This window comes from Gibbsiella dentisursi, from assembly GCF_039539505.1.
Lineage (GTDB): Bacteria > Pseudomonadota > Gammaproteobacteria > Enterobacterales > Enterobacteriaceae > Gibbsiella > Gibbsiella quercinecans.
Window position 1 is genome coordinate 873,373 of sequence record NZ_BAABDG010000002.1, and the last position, 20,201, is coordinate 893,573.

At 57.2% G+C, this 20,201-nt stretch carries 18 protein-coding genes; 10 read left to right on the top strand and 8 right to left on the bottom strand.

What is annotated here, in order from left to right; all coding sequences use genetic code 11:
- The 3 genes from ABFX35_RS04415 to ABFX35_RS04425 are packed head-to-tail and all read right to left on the bottom strand — an operon-like array spanning position 1 to position 2,754.
- On the bottom strand, positions 1-810 hold the full coding sequence (locus ABFX35_RS04415; RefSeq protein WP_346079413.1) for an ABC transporter permease: 810 nt from the start codon (positions 808-810) through the stop codon (positions 1-3).
- 10 nt (positions 811-820) lie between these two features.
- Positions 821-1,744 carry an ABC transporter permease gene (locus ABFX35_RS04420; RefSeq protein WP_279027453.1) on the bottom strand — a complete coding sequence of 308 codons (924 nt, stop codon included), beginning with the start codon at positions 1,742-1,744 and terminating at the stop codon, positions 821-823.
- Complete coding sequence (locus ABFX35_RS04425; protein WP_346079416.1) at positions 1,729-2,754, bottom strand: polyamine ABC transporter substrate-binding protein; 1,026 nt, start codon at positions 2,752-2,754, stop codon at positions 1,729-1,731. Before ABFX35_RS04425 ends, ABFX35_RS04420 begins: the two co-directional genes overlap by 16 nt.
- Positions 2,755-3,222: 468 nt before the next feature.
- Here ABFX35_RS04425 and ABFX35_RS04430 point away from each other — a divergent pair, with 468 nt between their 5' ends.
- From ABFX35_RS04430 to ABFX35_RS04450, 5 genes are all read left to right on the top strand, one after another.
- Positions 3,223-3,510 (top strand): DUF1330 domain-containing protein, encoded by a 288-nt coding sequence (locus tag ABFX35_RS04430; protein WP_279027455.1) that lies wholly within the window; start codon positions 3,223-3,225, stop codon positions 3,508-3,510.
- A 151-nt stretch (positions 3,511-3,661) separates the two neighbouring features.
- Positions 3,662-4,258, top strand: a complete 597-nt coding sequence (locus ABFX35_RS04435; protein WP_346079418.1) for an amino acid synthesis family protein — start codon at positions 3,662-3,664, stop codon at positions 4,256-4,258.
- Positions 4,258-5,112, top strand: a complete 855-nt coding sequence (locus ABFX35_RS04440) for an alpha/beta fold hydrolase (RefSeq protein WP_346079420.1) — start codon at positions 4,258-4,260, stop codon at positions 5,110-5,112. Before ABFX35_RS04435 ends, ABFX35_RS04440 begins: the two co-directional genes overlap by 1 nt.
- Complete coding sequence (locus tag ABFX35_RS04445; RefSeq protein WP_279027460.1) at positions 5,109-6,590, top strand: aldehyde dehydrogenase; 1,482 nt, start codon at positions 5,109-5,111, stop codon at positions 6,588-6,590. The genes ABFX35_RS04440 and ABFX35_RS04445 overlap by 4 nt, the downstream gene beginning before the upstream one ends.
- Positions 6,591-6,830: 240 nt before the next feature.
- Positions 6,831-7,571 carry a GntR family transcriptional regulator gene (locus tag ABFX35_RS04450; protein ID WP_346079422.1) on the top strand — a complete coding sequence of 247 codons (741 nt, stop codon included), beginning with the start codon at positions 6,831-6,833 and terminating at the stop codon, positions 7,569-7,571.
- 31 nt (positions 7,572-7,602) lie between these two features.
- On the opposite strand, the gene ABFX35_RS04455 is transcribed toward ABFX35_RS04450, so the two are convergent.
- The 5 genes from ABFX35_RS04455 to glnT form a co-directional block, all read right to left on the bottom strand.
- The gene (locus ABFX35_RS04455; RefSeq protein ID WP_279027463.1) at positions 7,603-8,922 is read right to left on the bottom strand and encodes an ammonium transporter; all 1,320 of its coding nucleotides are present in this window, start codon (positions 8,920-8,922) and stop codon (positions 7,603-7,605) included.
- Positions 8,923-8,992: 70 nt separating this feature from the next.
- The gene (locus ABFX35_RS04460; protein ID WP_279027464.1) at positions 8,993-10,315 is read right to left on the bottom strand and encodes an FMN-binding glutamate synthase family protein; all 1,323 of its coding nucleotides are present in this window, start codon (positions 10,313-10,315) and stop codon (positions 8,993-8,995) included.
- 12 nt (positions 10,316-10,327) lie between these two features.
- On the bottom strand, positions 10,328-11,011 hold the full coding sequence (locus ABFX35_RS04465; protein WP_279027466.1) for a protein glxC: 684 nt from the start codon (positions 11,009-11,011) through the stop codon (positions 10,328-10,330).
- Positions 11,008-11,931, bottom strand: a complete 924-nt coding sequence (locus tag ABFX35_RS04470) for a class II glutamine amidotransferase (RefSeq protein ID WP_279027469.1) — start codon at positions 11,929-11,931, stop codon at positions 11,008-11,010. Before ABFX35_RS04470 ends, ABFX35_RS04465 begins: the two co-directional genes overlap by 4 nt.
- 31 nt (positions 11,932-11,962) lie before the next feature.
- Complete coding sequence (gene glnT, locus ABFX35_RS04475) at positions 11,963-13,297, bottom strand: type III glutamate--ammonia ligase (protein WP_279027471.1); 1,335 nt, start codon at positions 13,295-13,297, stop codon at positions 11,963-11,965.
- Positions 13,298-13,866: 569 nt separating this feature from the next.
- Between glnT and purU the strand changes: the two genes are divergently transcribed.
- Genes purU through ABFX35_RS04500 form a run of 5 tightly spaced genes read left to right on the top strand, consistent with a single transcriptional unit; the run spans position 13,867 to position 20,201 of the window.
- Entirely contained in the window at positions 13,867-14,733 is an 867-nt protein-coding gene (gene purU, locus ABFX35_RS04480) for a formyltetrahydrofolate deformylase (protein WP_279028635.1), read from the top strand.
- Positions 14,730-15,641 carry a bifunctional methylenetetrahydrofolate dehydrogenase/methenyltetrahydrofolate cyclohydrolase FolD gene (folD, locus tag ABFX35_RS04485; protein WP_279028638.1) on the top strand — a complete coding sequence of 304 codons (912 nt, stop codon included), beginning with the start codon at positions 14,730-14,732 and terminating at the stop codon, positions 15,639-15,641. The genes purU and folD overlap by 4 nt, the downstream gene beginning before the upstream one ends.
- A 16-nt stretch (positions 15,642-15,657) precedes the next feature.
- Positions 15,658-16,899 carry an FAD-dependent oxidoreductase gene (locus tag ABFX35_RS04490; protein WP_279028641.1) on the top strand — a complete coding sequence of 414 codons (1,242 nt, stop codon included), beginning with the start codon at positions 15,658-15,660 and terminating at the stop codon, positions 16,897-16,899.
- A 12-nt stretch (positions 16,900-16,911) separates the two neighbouring features.
- On the top strand, positions 16,912-17,250 hold the full coding sequence (locus tag ABFX35_RS04495) for a sarcosine oxidase subunit delta (RefSeq protein ID WP_346079426.1): 339 nt from the start codon (positions 16,912-16,914) through the stop codon (positions 17,248-17,250).
- On the top strand, positions 17,247-20,201 hold the full coding sequence (locus ABFX35_RS04500) for a glycine cleavage T C-terminal barrel domain-containing protein (protein WP_279028647.1): 2,955 nt from the start codon (positions 17,247-17,249) through the stop codon (positions 20,199-20,201). Before ABFX35_RS04495 ends, ABFX35_RS04500 begins: the two co-directional genes overlap by 4 nt.

A 20,201-nucleotide genomic window follows, 5' to 3' on the forward strand; every position in this document is an offset into this window, starting at 1 on the left:
TCAGAGACTGAACGGATTTTTCTTACGCACCAGTGCGGCTATCGCCATGAAAATCAGCGTGAGCATAATCAGCAGGGAGGACGCCACGGCAATAACCGGGGTAAGATCCTGCTGCAATGTGGACCACATTTTTACCGGCAACGTTTGTAAGGTGGGGCTGGCCATCATGATGCTAAGCACCACTTCATCCCAGGAGGACAAAAACGCGAACAGCGCACTGGCGATGATGCTGCCGCGCAGCGCCGGCAGAGTGACTTTATAAATCGCCTGCAGGCGGGATGCGCCGCAAATCACCGCCGCGTCCTCCACTGATTTATCAAACTGTTTCAGCGCGTTGACGATCAGGATGATAGAAAACGGCAGTGCCACCAGTACATGGGCGACCACAAAGGCGAACAGTGAACCAATCATCCCAAGTTTGAGGAACAGGGCGTAAAGGGCGATGGCGATGATCACCAGCGGCACGATCATCGGTAGCGTAAATAGGGTGTAGAGAAAGGTGCGGCCTGGGAAGCGCCCGCGAACCAGACTGAAGGCGCTGGGCACGCCGAGCGCAATGGAAAATCCGGTGGTCAGCAGTGCGATTTTGACGCTGGTGGATACCGAAGTCATCCACTCCGGGTTGGCGAAGAATGCGACATACCATTTGGTCGTCCAGGCCGGGGGCGGAAACACCAGCCACTGTGAAGAGCCAAAGGAAAGCAGCACAATAAACACGATGGGCAACAGCAGGAAAACGGCAGCCAACCCGGTGACGACATACAGGGAAAACCGCAGCCTCCAGCCAATCGCGTGTGGGGAAAGCAACATAGTTTCCTCCTTACCGAGGGGAGCCAACCGGCGATTCCGGCTGTAGTTTCAGATAAAAGTAAAACAGCAGCAGGGTCAGCACGATAAGCAACGTGGCGGCTGCGCTGGCGAAGTTCCAGTTAAGGAAGGACTGCACCTGCTGGGCGATGAATTCCGGCAGCATCATATTTTGCGCACCGCCCAACAGCGCCGGCGTAACGTAGTAACCCAGCGACATGACAAACACCATCAACCCGCCGGAGAACAGGCCGGAGCGGCACAGCGGTAAAAACACCTGAAAGAAGTTGCTAAAGGGGCCGGCGCCGCAAATTGACGCCGCCTGCAGGATCATCGGATCGATATTGCGCATAGTGGTGACCAGCGGCAGCACCACAAACGGGATCATGATATAGGTCATGCCGATCACTACCCCCGTCAGGTTGTGCACCAGCGCCAGCGGCTGGCTGATGAGGCCTAGCGCCATCAGCGTTTTATTGATCACCCCGGTGGTTTGCAGCAGCACCAGCCAGGAGTAGCTCCTGGCCAGCAGGCTGGTCCACATGGAGAGCAGGATAATATTCAGTATCCAGCGGCCCCAGCCGCTGGGCATCAGCGTGATCACCCAACTGAGCGGAAAGGCGATCAGCAGGCTGATGCCAGTCACCAGGATACTGACCGTAAAGGTGTTAAGCAGTATCTGCGGATAAGCGGCATTGGCGAACAGTGCGCTGTAGTTCGCCAAGCCTGGTGCCGGTTCCAGCAGGCTGCGCGCCAGTAAACTGCACAGCGGAACCAGGAAAAACAACAGCAGGAACAGCAGTGCCGGCACCAGTTTCCAGGCGCCCTGCCAGTTGCGCAGCCGTATCAGGTTGGCAGAGCGCGCTGTGCCAAGTGGGGATACCTGGCTGGCAGTCTGTTCCGAACGTGAGAGCGAAACCATTATTTCACCAACCATTCATTCCAGCGGGCGGCGATTTCATCTCCATGCTGGGCCCAGTAAACGTAATCCAGGGAAACCTGATCTTTCTCATGGGCGGTGGAGAGGCTGCTGGCAAGTTCCGGCGTGATGTTTTTCACACTGTCGAGATTAACCGGGGAATAGGCGGTGAGATTGGCGAAGTCGGCCTGCCCTGTGGCGCTGCTGGCATAACTGATGAACTTCATGGCGGCGTCTTTGTTTTTGGCGCCCTTCGGCACCACCAGGATATCCGCCATCACCAGGTTCTGCCGCCAACTGATGCCGACCGGCGCGCCGTCTTTTTGCAGCGCGTATACCCGGCCATTCCAAAACTGCCCCAGTGCCGCTTCGCCGGAGGCCAAGAGCTGCTGAGATTGCGCGCCGTTACCCCACCAGACAATATCCTGTTTGATCGTGTCGAGTTTTTTAAACGCGCGATCGAGATCCAGTGGATAAAGCTTTTCCGCCGGTACGCCGTCTGCCAACAGCGCCAATTCCAGCACACCGGGGCCAGGCCATTTGTAGAGGGCGCGTTTGCCGGGGTATTTTTTCGTGTCGAACAGTGCCGACCAATCTTCCGGCGTGGCGCCGCCGGTTGCCCCCTGGTTATAGGCCAGCACGAAAGAGTAAAAGAAGGAACCGACGCCGTGTTCGGAAACGAAGCGCGGGTCGATGCGTTCGCGCTTAATGACCTTGAAATCCAACGGTTCCAGCAGGCCGGCCGCGGCGGCGCGCTGCGCGAAATCCGCCTCAACATCCACCACATCCCAGGAGACGTTGCCGCTGTCGACCATTGCTTTGAACTTGCCGTAATCGGTGGGGCCGTCAGAAATCACTTTGACGTTGGTTTGCTTACTGAATGGCGCCACCCAGGCTTCTTTCTGCGCATCCTGTGTGGTGCCGCCCCAACTGATGAAACTCATGGTGTCGTTTGCCGTGGCGTAAAAACTGGTCAGGCCCAGTAGCCCAAGCGTGATGGCACAACGTGAAAACTGTGTCAATTTCATAGTGGGATCCTTGAGGATGTCAGGGAGACGGGCCGGAGCCTGCGTCCAGTGTTTTATTGCGCTAATCACCAACCTTGTAACGAAAAATCTGCCGATGGCCGCAGCCTTACTCTTAAACCGGCACTACCGGTACATGCTGTGGTTCTGGTAAATCATATTATGGTATTCCAAACTTTTTTCAATAATTCATCAATATGAAAATCTTATAGGGCTGATATGGGTTTAATTAAATGATTTTTAACGACTAATATCGTTTTTTGTGGCGTTTGTATATCAAATTTGATTTTCATAAATAAATAAAGGCTATTTTTTTATTTTATATCATTGTGTTGAGGTAAATAGTCGAAAATGCTCAGCTTTAAAGGCGGACTTTTTGATAAAGCATTTTCTTATAGTCATTGAAAATAATTCACCGGCTATGCTATCTCTGTTAATACTGTTTATCTTTGCTCATTCGGTAACCATCAAATGGCCGCTTATTGGATTGCTCACGTTGTGGTGAAAGACCCACAGCAGTATACGAAATACACCGCCCTGGCCCCGGCGGCCTTTGCACGCTACGGGGCCCGTTTTTTAGCCCGGGGCGGTAAGACACAGGTGCTGGAAGGGGTTATGCGGCCTGAGCGCAGCGTGGTGATTGAGTTTGATTCTTTTGATGATGCGTTGCGCTGTTACCATTCACAACAGTATCAACAAGCGATGGCGGAAAGAATGGGCGTGGCGTTTGTGGAAATTATTGTTGTTGAAGGGGTGTAATTTCAAATAATTATATATTACCGCGCGGTTTTTTATTATTTTCAATTTTATTTTATCCAGTGTTAATAAAATATTTGATTGACTTGGAGAATATGCGCGGCCTATATGTATTATGGTATACCATAAGTTAAATCTTACTGAGGGCGTGCGTATGGGATTCGAGATCAGAAAAATCGTCAGTTACACGGAAGAGACGTTGATTGAAGGCGGCAAGGCGGCGGAAAAACCGGTCACCATGGTGGGGCTGGCGGTAGTCATGCTTAACCCTTGGGCGGGCAAAGGCTTCGTTGAGGATCTGCAACCGATCATCAAGGCCAACTGCTCGGCGCTGGGGATGATGATGGTCGAACGCCTATGCCGGCTGATCGGTGGCGCCGGCAATATCGAAGCCTATGGTAAAGCGGCGGTAGTGGGGGTTGACGGTGAAATCGAACACGCGTCGGCGGTGATCCACACCCTGCGTTTCGGCAACCATTACCGTGATGCAGTCAATGCAAAGAGCTACTTAAGCTTCACCAATAAGCGCGGCGGGGCTGGCACATCTATCCAGATCCCGATGATGCACAAGGATGATGGCGGTTTGCGTTCCCATTATGTCACCCTGGAAATGCAGATTGAAGACGCGCCACGCGCAGATGAGATCGTCGTGGTGCTCGGCGCTGCCGACGGCGGCCGTTTGCACCCGCGTATTGGCAACCGCTATCTGGATCTGGAAGCGCTGGCGAAGGAACAAGCGGAGCAAGCCTGATGAATGAAACAAACTCTGCGGTTGCGGCCGTTGCGCCAGCCTTTAGCGCGCAAGGCACCTGCTATCAGGTCACCGGCCGCGGGTGCCCGGTGGTATTGATTCATGGCGTAGGGCTGGATCAGCATATGTGGGCGCAGCAGGTCGCCTGCCTGAGCCAATATTACCAAGTGATCACTTATGACATGCTGGGGCATGGGCGTAGCCCGCCGCCGCCGGCGGATGCATCGCTGAAGACCTATGCCGATCAACTGCATGCGCTGTTGGCGGCGTTGCATATCAAACGGGCGCTGGTGATTGGTTTTTCCATGGGCGGGTTGGTGGCGCGTGCGTTTGCGCTGCATTACCCCGCCGCCGCCGCCGGTTTGGCGATCCTCAACAGCGTTTATGAACGTACGCCGCAGCAGCAGGCCGCAGTGGTAGCGCGTGCCCATCAGGTTGCGCTGGATGGCCCGGCGGCCAACGTCGAAGCGGCGTTGCAGCGTTGGTTCAGTGATGAGTACCGCCGCACGCACGCCGCGCAGTTGGCGGCGCTGCGGCAAACGTTGCTGAACAACGACAAGTTTGGCTACCTGACCAGTTATCGGCTGTTCGCCCGCGAAGATCGGTATCTGAGCGAGCAACTGGGCAGCATTCGCGTACCGGTGCTGGTCGCCACCGGCGAATACGACAGCGGCTCGACCCCGGCGATGAGCAAGGCGCTGGCCGGCAAAATACCTGGCGCCCGCGTGGCCATTGTGCCGGGGCAAAAGCATATGATGGTGCTGGAGGCGATGGAGCAAGTAAATGCGCTGCTGTTGGCCTTCCTGCAGGATGCATTTTTCAATCACCAACACACAGAGGAACTGCGGCGATGACAACCGAACGTTTCAGCATGCTGATTGGCGGCGAGTGGGTCGCAGCGCAAAGCGGCCAGACCTTCCCCAGCTATAATCCGGCAACCGGGGAAGCCTGGGCCACGTTCCCGGCGGCGGCGGCGGTGGATGTCGATCGGGCCGTCAGGGCCGCGCACCAGGCTTTCAACGCCACTGCGTGGCGTGGGATTAACGCCACTCAGCGGGGAAAATTACTGCACAAGTTGGGGGATGCCATTGCTGCGCATCAGGAACCGCTGGCTCAGTTAGAGAGCCGCGACAACGGCAAGCTGATTCGTGAAACGCGCGGCCAGGTGGCCTACCTGCCAGAGTTCTTTTATTACATGGCCGGGTTAGCCGATAAGTTGGAAGGCGGCACCTTGCCGATGGATAAGCCCGATCTGTTCACCTACACGGTGCGCGAAGCCCTGGGGGTGGTCGCCTGCCTGATCCCGTGGAACAGCCCGCTTTATCTGACCGCCATTAAAATCGCCCCGGCGCTGGCCGCCGGTAATACGCTGGTATTGAAACCGTCCGAGCACGCCTCGGCTTCTATTTTGGCGCTAGCACGGTTGGTGGAAGAGGTTGGCTTCCCGCCTGGGGTGATCAACGTGGTCACCGGCGACGGGCCGGCCGCCGGCGCGGCATTAACCTGCCACCCACTGGTACGCCGCATTGCGTTTACCGGCGGCGGCGCCACGGCGCAGCAAGTGATCCGCAATAGTGCTGAAAACTTCGCCAGCCTGTCACTGGAACTGGGCGGCAAATCTCCCAACATTATTTTTGCCGATGCTAATCTGGATGATGCGGTTAATGGCGTGGTGGCCGGCGTGTATGCCGCCTCCGGCCAAAGCTGCGTCGCCGGTTCGCGCCTGTTGGTGCAGGATGAGATCTATGATGCCTTTGTCGCTCGCCTGCATGAGCGGGTAAAACGCATTAACATTGGGTCGCCGCAGGATGAGAACACCCATATGGGGCCAATGGCTACCAAACAGCAGTTGGCAGTAGTGGAGCGTATGGTGGCGCGCGCGCAGCAGCAAGGCGCACGGTTATGTTTCGGCGGCGGCCACCTGACGCTGCCGGCGGGTGGGTGGTTTTATGCGCCAACATTGCTTGAATGCAATGATTCAGCGCTTGAAATCATGCAGGATGAGGTGTTTGGCCCGGTTGCCGCTATCATCCGTTTTCAGGATGAAGCTCAGGCGCTGGCGCTGGCCAATGACAGCCAATATGGCCTGGCAGCCGGCATCTGGACGCGCGATATCGGCCGTGCGCACCGTATGGCGCGTGATACCCGTGCCGGGATTATCTGGGTGAATACCTATCGCGCGGTGTCGGCGATGGCGCCGATCGGCGGCTTTGGGCAAAGCGGCTATGGCCGGGAAGGCGGGATTGATTCGCTGCTGGCCTATACTGAGTGTAAAACGGTGTGGATCAACCTGTCGCAGCAGCCGATGCCCGATCCTTTTGTGATGCGTTAGTTTGATAGACTCGTCATGCTTTAGGTTGCATGTGCGCCGGTGCGATTACTCGGCCGAACCCTGGCCTCGCCACGATGGGAGGCTGCCGGCAGCCGAATTACTCGGGAACCCGCGCAGGCGCTGTTCAGAAACGCTTTTGCCGTTTTGGCCTGCAATTCGTGTTATTTAAAGTATCAGTGTTTTTTGCGCCCGGCCGCGATGCCCGCTGGGCCAATGTTATTGGATAAACAGAGCTTATTTATGGAACGCCTTCCTTTCGACGATGGTTTTAAAGTTAAACGCAATCAGGTCACGCTGCGTGAGATCGTGCTGGATAAACTACGCAGTGCGATTTTAAACTTCCAATTGCTGCCGGGCGACAGGTTGGTGGAGCGCGATCTGTGCGAGCGGCTTGGCGTTAGCCGCACGTCGGTGCGCGAGGCGTTAAGGCACCTGGAATCCGAAGGATTGGTGGAGTACGCCGGTGCCAAAGGCCCGCGCGTAGCGGTGATCACCCTGGAGGATGCCTGCGAATTGTATGAGTTGCGCTGCGTGCTGGAGGGGATGATTGTCCAACTGTTTACCCTGCGCGCGACACAAAAACAGCTGCAGGAGCTGGAAATTGCGCTGGCAACCAACCGCATCATGCTGGAAAAGGGGGAACTGCCGCAGATTCTGAAATCGGTGCAGGATTTTTACGACGTGTTAATGGCGGGCGCCGGCAACCGGATTGCTGCCCAACAGCTGCGCCAACTGCAGGCTCGTATCAGCTACCTGCGCGCCACGACGGTTTCGCAGGGCGATCGGCGCCGGCACAGTAACCTGGAGATGGAACGGCTGGTGGCGGCGATAAAAAGCGGCGATCCACACAAAGCGTACCAGGCCTGCGTCGATCACGTACTGGCTGCGGCGGCAGTGGCGTTGGAATACCTGAAGTCCCGTACGCCAGAGAAGGGTCAGGCGCAGAAAATCATTGCCGCCGAAGTCTACGCGGGGAAATAACCCGCGCCTTGTCCCCACTAGCCGGCGGCCGCTAGTTCACCGTACGGTAGCCGACTTCGCCATGGCTGGAAAGATCCAGCCCGTCGATCTCCTGTTCGTCATCCACCCGCAGCCCGCCGCATAATAGCGCCGCGGCCTTATAGGCGATCCCACTGGCGACGGCGGCCCAGACGATACAAAACAGCATCGAAGCCACGTTTACCCCCAACTGTTCGATAAAGCTTCTGCCTTCGATAAAGCCCTGGCCGCCCAGCCACGGCAGGGCAAACACCGGCGTTAGCACACCGCCGACGATGCCGCCGATGCCGTGAATCGCAAATACGTCAAAGGCATCGTCCAGCTTCATACGCGCTTTGAGGCGGATCACGGCATACATGCAGATTGGCGATATGATAAAACCCAGCGCGATCGCCCCCATTGGGCCGACATAACCACAGGCCGGTGTGATGGCGACCAGCCCCGCGATGGCGCCGGTTATTGCCCCCAACAGGCTGGGTTTACGTTGGAGCTTCCATTCAATCAGCAGCCAGCATATTGCCCCGGCGCAGCTTGCCAACATCGTGTTGAGCACCACCAGCATTGAGTAGCCGTTGGCGGCCAGCGCGCAGCCGCCGCAGAAACCAAACCAGCCCACCCATAGCAAACAGCCGCCGGTAAGCGTCATGGTCATGTTGTGCGGCGGCAGTATGGCATGGCCAAAACCGCGGCGTGGGCCAATCAGTAAGGCGCCAATCAGCGCGGCGATACCGGCATTCACATGCACCACATTGCCGCCGGCAAAATCCTGATCCGTCCAGTTCAAGATCCAACCGCCGCCCCAGGCCATATGGGCCAGCGGGATATAGTCGATGGTCAGCCAGATCGCCATAAATATCATCACCGCCGAAAACTTGATCCGCTCGGCGAACGATCCGGCGATCAGGCAGGGGGTAATGGCGGCGAACAGCATCATAAACAGTACGTACAGGTATTCCGGCAGGGTGCCCACCAGTGAGTCAGTGGTGATGTTGCGCAGGAACAGCTTGTCAATGCCGCCGATGAAGGTTTGCAGGCCGCCGCCGTCGGAAAATGCCAGACTATAGCCGTAAATGGCGAATAGCAGGCTCATCAGCGCGGCCACGCTAAACACTTGCATCAGCACCGACAGCACGTTTTTGGTCTGGGCCAGGCCGCCGTAGTACAGTGCCAGGCCAGGGAGCGTCATCAACAGCACCGCCAGCGAACAGGTAAAGACAAACGCGGTATCAGCGCCGCTCATGACCACCGTTGGCACCGCTGCGCCGGCGTGTTGGGCGAACAGCAGGCAGCATGCGCCGGCCAGCACTTTCCACCGTAAAGAAACTGACTTCATGATTAACCTCGACTGCGGTTGATTATTCGGCATGGGGAAACAGGGGGCCAGGCCCCCAGTGGAGTAAGGGTTAGATTTTTTGCCCCGGGATCCACGAGGTGCCCGCCAATGGCACCCGCGCCATCGCCGCGGCCTCCACGTTCAGCGCCACCAGATCTTCCGGTTCCAGATTATGCAGGTGAGATTTGCCGCAGGCGCGCGCCAGCGTTTGTGCTTCCAGCGTTAGCACCCGTAGGTAGTTCGCCAGTCGTTTGCCGGCGGCAACCGGATCGAGGCGTTGGCTCAGTTCCGGATCCTGGGTGGTGATGCCGGCGGGGTCTTTGCCGTCCTGAAAATCATCGTAGAAGCCGGCGGCGGAACCCAACTTTTGGTATTCCGCTTCAAAACGCGGGTGGTTATCGCCCAGTGCAATCAGTGCGGCGGTGCCAATGGCGACGGCATCGGCGCCGAGCGCAATGGCTTTCGCCACATCGGCGCCATTGCGGATACCGCCGGAGACGATCAACTGTACTTCACGGTGGACGCCCAGCTCCTGCAGTGCCTGAACCGCCTGGGGAATGGCCGCCAGCGTGGGGATACCCACATGTTCGATAAAGACTTCCTGGGTGGCCGCGGTGCCGCCCTGCATACCGTCCACCACTACCACATCGGCGCCGGCGTGTACTGCCAGCTTGACGTCATAGTAGGTACGTGTGGCGCCTACCTTGACGTAAATCGGCACCTGCCAGTCGGTGATTTCACGCAGCTCGGCAATCTTGATCGCCAGATCGTCCGGGCCGGTCCAGTCCGGGTGGCGGCAGGCGCTGCGTTGGTCGATCCCTTGCGGCAAGCAGCGCATGCCCGCAACGCGTTCGGAGATTTTCTGCCCCAGCAGCATACCGCCGCCGCCCGGCTTGGCCCCCTGGCCAAGCACCACTTCAATGGCATCGGCTTTGCGCAGATCGTCTGGGTTCATGCCGTAGCGTGAAGGCAGATATTGATAAACCAGTTTTGACGACTGGCCGCGTTCTTCCGGCGTCATGCCGCCGTCTCCGGTGGTGGTCGAGGTGCCTACTGCCGACGCGCCGCGCCCAAGCGCCTCTTTGGCCTGCGCCGACAGTGCGCCGAAACTCATTCCGGCGATGGTCACCGGGGTGCTGATCACCAGTGGCTTTTTCGCATAGCGGGTGCCCAGTGTCACTTCCGTACCGCATTTTTCCCGGTAGCCTTCCAGCGGATATCGGGACATGCTGGCGCCAAGAAACAGCAGGTCGTCAAAGTGGGGGACTTTGCGTTTGGCGCCCCAGCCGCGGATATCGTAGATGCCGGTTTCGGCGGCGCGCTGGATTTCGGCAATGACGTCGCGGCCATAAGTTGCTGACTCTCTCAGCGTAGGATTGAATTTATCGCTCATTTTCGGCTCCTGTCAGTATGCTGAGGAATTATCAACTTTAAAGTGGTACAGCTGGCGCGCCGAACCGTAGCGGGTGAACGCCTCCGGCGATTCGTCGTCAAAACCGGCCTGTTTGAGCAGTTCGCTCAGCTCTTGATAGTGCTCGGCACGCATCTCTTTTTGCACGCAGTCGGCGCCGAGCGACGCCACTTTGCCCTTGACGTAGATATGTACCTCATACAGCGAATCTCCCAGCGCTTCGCCGGCATCGCCGCATACCACCAGGCAGCCCGCCTGGCCCATAAATGCGCTCATGGCGCCGATATTGCCTTTCACCACGATGTCGATGCCTTTCATCGAGATTCCGCAGCGCGCAGAGGCGTTGCCTTCGATCACCAGCAGGCCGCCGTTGCCAGTGGCGCCGGCGGATTGTGAGGCGTCGCCTTTGACCCGCACGCTGCCGGACATCATATTTTCCGCTACGCCAACGCCCACGTTGCCGTGTACGGTTATCGTGGCTTGCTGGTTCATCCCGGCGCAGTAGTACCCGGCGTGGCCATCGATATCGATGCTGATATCGGCGTTAACGCCGCAAGCGATGTTGTGCGCGCCGTTGGGTTGAATTACGCGCCATGCTTTTTCTTGTGCGGTAATCTGGCTATCGTGCAGTGCTTGGTTCAGTTCGCGCAGGCCCGCGTTCAGATTGTAGGTTTTCATTGCACTGCCTCCACGTGGCTTTCCTCGCCACGTTGCCACAGGTAAATTTTCGCCGGTTCCGGCTCCCAAACTTTAGCGTTTTTGATGCCGGGCAGATTCGCCAGCGCCCGGTATTCTGAAGCCATGGCGACATAATCATCAGTTTCGGCGATCACGGCCGGTTTACAGGCGATTGGGTCACGCACAACGGCAAAACCATCGCGGGTGCCGACGGCGAAGGTAAAGAAACCGTCCAGATCCTTGAGCGCATGGGTCAGCGCTTGGTTAAGGCTATCGCCCTGGCTCATGCGCCAAGTGAGATATCCGGCCGCTACTTCGGAGTCGTTTTCGGTTTTGAACACAATGCCGGCGCGTTTGAGCTTTTCGCGCAGGCGATTGTGGTTGGAGAGGGAGCCATTGTGCACCAGGCACAGATCCAGCCCGGTAGAAAAAGGGTGGCTCCCCTGCAGGGTAACTGCACTTTCCGTCGCCAGGCGGGTGTGGCCAATGGCATGGCTGCCTTTCATCGCTGGAAGGTTAAAGCGCTCGGCCACCGTGGCGGGCAACCCGACGCCTTTAAGGATCTCGATGCTATGGCCCGCGCTCAATACGTCTACATCTGGGGCGTACTGCGCCAGCCAGTTCAGCGCGGCAGTTTCATCCGCCGGCAGTTTATAAACCGCGACGCTGGCGTTTTGGAACCAGGTATCCACGCTGCCGAACGCGCCGCCCAGCCGTTCGGCCAAGGCCTGCCAGTCGTAGTTGTCAGTGCTGCTGCGCAACGTCAGCTTAACGCCCTGATCGTAGTCATCGCCGTAAACCGCAAAGCCTGCGCTGTCTGGCCCACGCTCGGTCATTGAGATCAACATCGGGGCAAACAGCGCGCCGAGCTGGTTTTCCAGTTCGGCTTTTTTAAAGTACAGACCCACAATTCCACACATATACTTTCCTCTGTTTTAGGCCATAAAAGGTTTAGAACATTTCGCTGTAACGGCGGGATTCCCACTCGCTGACGTGACGGTGGTATTCATGCCATTCCTGGCGTTTAACCTGGATAAATTCGTCGACAATCTCATTGCCGAGCGCCTCGCGTAGCACGGTGTCGTCTGACAGCGCGTCGATCGCCTCTTTCAGATTTTCCGGTAGTTTGTCGATCCCCTGTTCCCGACACTGTTCGCCGGTCAATTGGTAAAGGTTAAGGTTGCAGGCCTTGCCGGGATCGATCTCGCGCTGCACACCGTCCAGCCCGGCGGCGATGATGGCCGCGTGCACCAGATAAGGATTGGCACTGGTGTCTGGCAGGCGGAATTCCAGGCGGCCGTAGGGGATGCGCACCATCGCCGAGCGGTTATTGTCGCCATAGGCAATGAAGACCGGCGCCCACGTGGCGCCGCTGTTGGAACCACCGCTGACCAGACGTTTATAGGAGTTCACCGTCGGCGCGGCGAAGGCGCACAGCGCTTTGGCATGGTGTAGCAGGCCGCCGATAAAGTGATAGGCGGTACGGGATAACCCCAGATTTTGCGGATCGCTGTCATCGCCGAACACGTTGCGGCCGTGCTCGTCGGCGATCGAAAGGTGGAAGTGCATGCCGTTGCCGGGTTTGTCGGCAAAGGGTTTGGGCATAAAGGAACAGACTAAACCCAGATCGTAAGCGATTTCCCCGGCCGCCATGCGCACAAAGGTGAAGCGATCGGCCGAGGTAAGGGCATCGCTGTAAGCGTAGTTAATCTCAAACTGACCGTTGGCGTCTTCATGGTCTATTTGGTAAACGTCGAAACCCACGGTCATCAGTGATTCGCAGAGTTGCTCCAGAAACTCACGCACCCGCGACAACCCTTTGTAGTCGTAGCAGGGTTTGGCGAGAGTATCGCTATAGTCCGCTGGCAACAGTTCACCGCGCTCGCCGCGTTTGAACAGCGAAAATTCCGGTTCCAGGCCGCTGTTCAGCGTCCAACGCTTTTCCTGCAGGCGCTTGAGCTGCCTGATCAACACGACGCGGCTATCGTAAGGGTGGGGGGCGTTATTGACATAACCGCTGCAGGCCACGCGGGCATAACCGGGCTGCCAAGGTACCAGCGACAGGGTAGCGAGATCGGCCCGGGCCATATAATCCGGCCCTTGTGGCTGCATGCCCATCCCTGAAATAGCGAAGCCGGCAAATCCTGCGCCTTTCTCCACAATGTCCATCAGGCAACCGGCGGGCACCGACTTGGTTTTTGCTACGCCATGAATGTCGACGAACTGCGCCAGGATGTAACGTATCTCATTGTCTTGCAGAAATTTCACAGCTTCTTCAGGGGACATGATCTCTCCTTCAACAGCAGGGTTGCGATGTTGCGCGGCCTAAGCAGGTGCGGCTACGCCGGTGATTTTTAATTCCTGTAGGGAATTTTTTTTTCTTAAAAGTAAAATGCAGGCAGCGTGCCAAGATCGCCGTACGGCCTAATATTTAAGCGGGGAAAATAAATTGCTAATGAGAATCAGTGCCTTGAAATTCCTTAAAACATTAATTCATATATGAATGTTATTTTTAATGGTGTTAAGTGTGTGCGGTGCACTAATTAAGTGCGAAATGTGACTTTTTTGGTGCATATGTTGCGGTATTGGTGTGGATGAATTTTAATTTTTTTTGTTAAAAACAAACAACATGTGTGGATATTTAGCATAATCTACCTTTTATTTTTTATATATAATTATATTTATTTGTATGTGAATTATTTTGGTTATTTTTAGCCATGTGAGACAAAAAATCTCGACAAGAATTTTTTTTTGAAGTAGACGTATTGCAGAGCAACGATTTCAGGCCTGTTACATGCAAATAATTACCGTAAATATTCATATGTAAAATTTAATGTTTGTATGTGGAGATTTAAATGAAGACCAATCAGGATTCTTATATCATCACCGCATCCTGTGCCGCCACCTCCGGCATTATTGCGGCCGTCACCACGTATTTAAGCGATAACCAATGCTATATCAGTGAGTTGGCTCAGTACGATGATGAGCAGTTGGGGCGCTTCTTTTTACGTGCTCGCTTTCGTTTTAATGAAGGGATGAACGGCGATATTGACAGCGTGCGCCGTAGCTTCTCCAGTGTCGCCAACTGCTTTGAGATGGCTTGGCAAATCCATGACATTGCTGAACCGATGCGCGTGCTGTTAATGGTCAGCAAATTCGATCACTGTCTGAACGATTTGTTATATCGCCACGGCAAGGGAGAATTGGATATGCGTATTACCGCTATTGTTTCCAACCATCTGGATTTACGCCCGATGGCGGAGCGGCAAGGGATCCGTTTTGTTTATTTGCCGGTGAATAAAGAAAACAAAGCCCAACAGGAAGCGGCGCTGTTGCAGATAGTGGAGGAAACGGGTACCGAACTGGTGGTGCTGGCGCGTTATATGCAGATCCTTTCCGATGATTTGTGCCAACGGCTGAAAGGCCGGGCGATTAATATCCACCACTCGTTCTTGCCCGGCTTCAAAGGCGCAATGCCCTATCATCAGGCCCATAGCCGTGGGGTGAAACTGATCGGCGCAACGGCGCACTATGTTACTGCCGAGCTGGACGAAGGGCCGATCATCGAACAGGAAGTGCAGCGGGTGGATCACACCTACCGCCCGGATGATCTGGTGGTGGTGGGCCGCAATACCGAAACTATCGCACTCTCCAGGGCGGTTAAATACCACATTGAGCGCCGTATCTTCCTGGATGAACACAAAACGGTAATTTTCAAATGAGTCTGCTTCCTTCGGCACAAGCTCGTGCGCAAATCATTGATGGCAAAGCCTGTGCTCAGGCGCTGTTAAACACCGTAGCCAAAGAGGTGACTGTGCTGCGCGAACAGGGTATTCACCCCGCGCTGGCGGTGATCCTGGTGGGGGACGATCCCGCAAGCGCCGTTTATGTGCGCAATAAAATCCGCCAGGCGGAAAACGCCGGCATTACCTCTCATGAATACCGCTTTAACACAGCGCTGCCGCAGGCGGAGTTGCTGGCGACCATCGCCCGGTTGAACCAGGATCCGGCGGTTAATGGCATTTTGGTTCAACTGCCGTTACCGCCGCAGATCAATGAACACGCGGTGATCCGTGCAATCAGTCCGCTGAAGGATGTCGATGGTTTTCACCATGAGAACGTGGGCGGGCTGGTACAGGGCTGTGAGGTGCTCACACCTTGTACGCCGCTCGGTTGTATGCGACTGCTGCAGGCCGCGTGCCCGGATCTTGACGGCAAACATGCGGTGGTGATTGGCCGCTCCAATATTGTCGGCAAACCAATGGCTGCACTGTTACTGCAGGCGCATTGTTCCGTCACCGTGCTGCATTCGCGCAGCGCCAATGCCCGGCAATTGGCTAGCCAGGCCGATATTCTGGTGGTTGCCGTCGGCCGGGCCAACATGGTGGACGCAGAGTGGATCAAGCCCGGCGCGGTGGTGATCGACGTGGGGATTAACCGCTGGGCGCCGCCGGAAGGCGGCACCCGGCTGGTGGGGGATGTGGATTTCGCCAGTGCGAGCCGGGTGGCGGGGGCGATTACGCCGGTGCCGGGCGGCGTGGGGCCAATGACTATCGCTTGCCTGATGCAAAACACCGTAACGGCAACCCGGCTTCAACTGCAAGCCGCGCTGTTGCCTACCGTAAGCTGACCGGGAGACTCATGCTATGCCTTTTGCCTTGCTGAAATATGGCCTGTCCGCCAACTACCCCGCCGAGGTGGATATCCCCCCGCCGCGCGATCTGAAAGCTCACTATGACGTGGTGATTATCGGCGGCGGCGGCCACGGGCTGGCGATTGCCTACTATCTGGCGAAATACCACGGTATTACCAACGTGGCCGTGCTGGAAAAGGGTTACCTGGCGGGCGGCAACACCGCACGCAACACTGCGGTGATCCGTTCCAACTACCTGACCGCGGAAGGGGTACGGTTTTACAGCGAATCGGTGAAGCTGTTCCAGGGGTTATCCAATGAGTTTGATTTCAACATCATGTATTCGGAGCGCGGCCAATTGACGCTGGCGCACACTGACGCTGCGGTGCGGGCCTTCCGCCAGCGTGCCGAGGTGAATAAACATTTTGGTGGCCGCACGGAAATGCTCGATCGTCAGCAGATCAAAGCGTTGGTCCCCACATTGAATCTTGATCCCGGTCATCTGCCCGTCATCGCCGGGCTGTGGCATATCGACGGCGCTACGGCGCGCCACGATGCGGTGGCGTGGGGCTACGCCAAGACGGCGGCCAAACGCGGCGTGGAGATTCATCAACTGACCGAAGTGCAGGATCTGGTGATCGTCGGCGGTAAGATCAGCGCGGTGAAAACCAACCGCGGCACCATCGGATGCGGCTGCGCGGTGCAGGCGGTTGCCGGCCACAGTTCGCTGTTGGCGCAAAAGGCTGGCTTCAGGCTGCCGGTGGTCAGTTACCCGTTGCAGGCAATGGTAACGCAACCGGTGAAACCGTTTTTGGATCCACTGGTCAGCTCATCGGCGCTGCATTGCTACGTGCAGCAGACCAGCCGCGGCGAGGTGGTATTTGGCGGTGGCTCCGATCCTTACCCGCTGTATAACACCCGTTCCACGCTTGATCTGAAAGAAAGTCTAATTGCTCACGGTATTGAAATGTTCCCATTCCTGGCCAAAGCACGCCTGATGCGGCAGTGGGCCGGGATCACGGATATGACGCCGGACTACAGCCCGATCATGGGGGAAAGCCCGGTGCAGAACTACTACCTGGATGCGGGGTGGGGCACCTGGGGCTTCAAGGCAACGCCTATCTGCGGTAAGACCATGGCGGAAATGGTGGCCAGCGGCGGGAAGACCCCGGCGCTTATTGCACCGTTCCGCCTGGAGCGTTTTGCCCATTTCCAGCAGGTCAATGAGATGGGCGCCACCGCCGCCAGCCATTAATAGGGGATCGTGATGAAATTAATGCCGTGCCCGCTAAATGGGCTGCGAAATATCAGCGAATTTATTTACGGTGGTGAATTGAAACCTATGCCAGATCCGCTCAACTGCAGCGATCGTGAATGGGCCAGTTACGTGTTCTACAGCGATAACACCGCTGGGATCGTGACCGAATGGTGGATGCATGCAGCCTCAAGCTATTGGTTTCTGGCTGAGCGCAATACCGTTACCGATGAAATCATCAGAACTTACGATCCAGCCGAACGCTTCCCCCATCCGCCAGGGCGGGAAGGGGCGCCCACAACAGCGTTTGCGATTCCGGCCACGGCTAAGCAGGGGGTGGAAATAAAATGAGCGAGACGACTCTGAACGCCGGCAAGGCATCCGCAGCGGCGATTAACACGCTGGAAAACCGCCTGCCGGCACCATTGGGGGTCATGATCGATCGCACCCGGCCGGTAACGTTTACTTTTGAAGGGCAGCGCTGGGTTGGTTTGCAGGGGGATTCGATCGCCAGCGCTTTAACGGCCGGCGGGCGCTATTTGCTGTCGCGTTCGTTCAAATACCATCGTCCGCGCGGCATTCTCACCCTGGCCGGACAGGATGCTAATACGTTGGTGCAACTGGCCGATGAACCGAATGTCTTGGCCGACATGCAAACCATCAGCGATGGCCTGACGGTTAGTGGGCAAAACTATAACGGCGCTTTGGACCAGGATCGTGATATGAAACTGGGCGCCTTTTCGCGCTTTATGCCGGTGGGTTTTTATTACCGTGCCTTCTACAAACCACAGGGCATGTGGAAACGCTGGGAGCCGCTAATACGCCGCAAGGCCGGGCTGGGAGTGATGAACCTGCACGCCACGGCGGAATATTATGATAAGGCTTATCTGTTCACGGACGTCATGGTCGTCGGGGCCGGGCCAGCCGGACTGCAGGCGGCGCTCAGCGCCGCCGAAGCCGGGGCCGATGTGCTGCTGGTCGAGCAGCTAGCGTTGTTGGGGGGCGCGCTGACCTGGGCGCGCTTTGCTACCGACAGGGCACCTGCGGAACAACTGTTGCACCAGCTTTGCCAGCGAGTTAGCCAACACCCGAATATTCGGGTGTTGGCTTCCGCTACCTGCAACGGTTGGTTCCAGGATAACTACCTGCCGGTGATCCAGGGAAAACGGATGTATAAAGTCCGCGCCCGGGCCTGTGTGATGGCGACAGGGGCTTATGATCAGCCGGTGATCTTCCGTAATAACGATTTGCCCGGCGTGATGTTGACCAGTGCCGCCCAGCGGTTGATGCGCCACTATGCGGTGCGGCCAGGCCGGCGCGCAGTGGTGCTGACCGGCAATGACGACGGCTGGCTGGCGGCATTGGAACTGCATGAACAGGGCGTCGAGGTGGCGGCGGTGGTTGATCTGCGCGCCCAGGCGGCGGATGCGCAGCTGGCGGCCAGCGTGGCCGGGTTGGGCATCCGCCAATTCATGGGCGCCACGGTCTATGAAGCACTGCATGACGCTTCGCTGCACCGGGTGATCGGGGCAGAGATCCGTTCGATTACTGGCAAAGGACAAGTGGCGGCACAGGGAGAGCGTATTCACTGTGATTTGCTGTGCATGTCCGCCGGTTATATGCCGGCCTGGCAGTTGCCGTGCCAGGCCGGCGGCAAGCTCAACTATGATGATGACACGGCAACGTTCACCATCGGCAAACTGCCTGCCGGGGTGGTGACTGCCGGCTCGATTAATGGCTGGCAGGTGCTGACTGATGTACTCAGCGACGGCCGGCGGGCGGCGTTTAACGCGTTGCGTCAGCTTGGTCTGGCTGCCGCCGAACCGCCGAAGAGCGAAGGGGCGCCTACGGGTAATTACCCCTGGCCGATCTTCCCGCACCCGAAAGGCAAAGAATTTGTGGATTTTGATGAAGATCTACAGATCAAAGACATCATCAACGCCACACGCCATGGTTATCGCGATATACAACTGGTGAAGCGTTTTTCCACCGTCGGTATGGGGCCTTCGCAGGGGCGTCATTCGGCGCTGCCGACGGCGCGGCTGGTGGCTCAGGCGACCAACCGCAGTGTCAGCGAAACCGGGGTAACAACCGCCCGGCCGCCGTTTAGCGGTGAAACACTGGCGCACCTGGCCGGGCGCAGTTTTGATCCCTACCGCATCACCCCATTGCATCAATACCATTTGGCGCTGGGGGCCGTGCTGATGCCGGCCGGTAATTGGTTACGCCCGGGTTATTATACGGTGGAAGGCCTCAGTAAGGCTGAGACAGTCCAGCAGGAAGCGCTCAACGTACGTAGTAATGTTGGTCTGATTGATGTTTCCACGTTGGGGGCCATCGAACTTCGCGGGCCGGATGCCGCTGAACTGATGAACCGTATGTATACTTTTGCCTTTCTCAAACAGCCGGTAGGCCGCACCCGCTACGCGGTGATGACCAACGAGCAGGGGGTGGTGATTGACGATGGCGTGGCTTGTCGCCTGGCGGAAAACCATTTTTATGTGACGGCAACTACCGGGGGCGTGGCGCGCGTCTATCAGGAGATGTTGAAGTGGAACACCCAATGGCGGCTGGATGTGGATATTGCCAATGTTACCGCTGGCTGGGCGGCGATCAACCTGGCTGGGCCGCAGGCGCGCGCGGTGCTGCAAGCGTTGTGCAGCGATATCGATCTTGCCGCAGAGGATTTCCCTTATCTGGGGTATCGCCAAGGGCATGTCGCCGACATCCCAGCGCGAGTATTGCGGGTGGGGTTTGTCGGTGAGTTGGGGTATGAGATCCATGTGCCGGCGCGCTATGGCGCCGCCCTATGGGAAATCCTGATGGCTGCGGGTCAGGCACTAGGGATCCGCCCGTTTGGCGTTGAGGCACAGCGCCTGCTGCGGCTGGAGAAGGGCCATGTGATTATCGGCCAGGATACCGACGGTATGAGCCACCCGGCTGAGGTCGGGTTAGGCTGGGCGGTTAACCGTAGCAAACCGGGGTTTGTCGGTCGCCGGGCCATTGATATTCTCGAAGCACAACCACCGGTGCGTCGCCTGGTGGCCTTTACGCTGCCGGCGGGCAGCCCGCAACCTCTCGAGGGGCAACTGGTGCTGAAAAGCGGACAGATCTGCGGCAATGTCACCTCGTGCGAATATTCAGCAACCCTTAAGGCGATTATCGGCCTGGCCTATGCGGCGCCTGAGCATGCCGAAGCAGGGGCAACCGTGACCATTCGCGTTGAAAATGGGGCAGAGGTTCTGGCCACGGTGGTCGCCTTGCCATTTTATGACAAAGATAATCGCAGACAGGAGATGTGA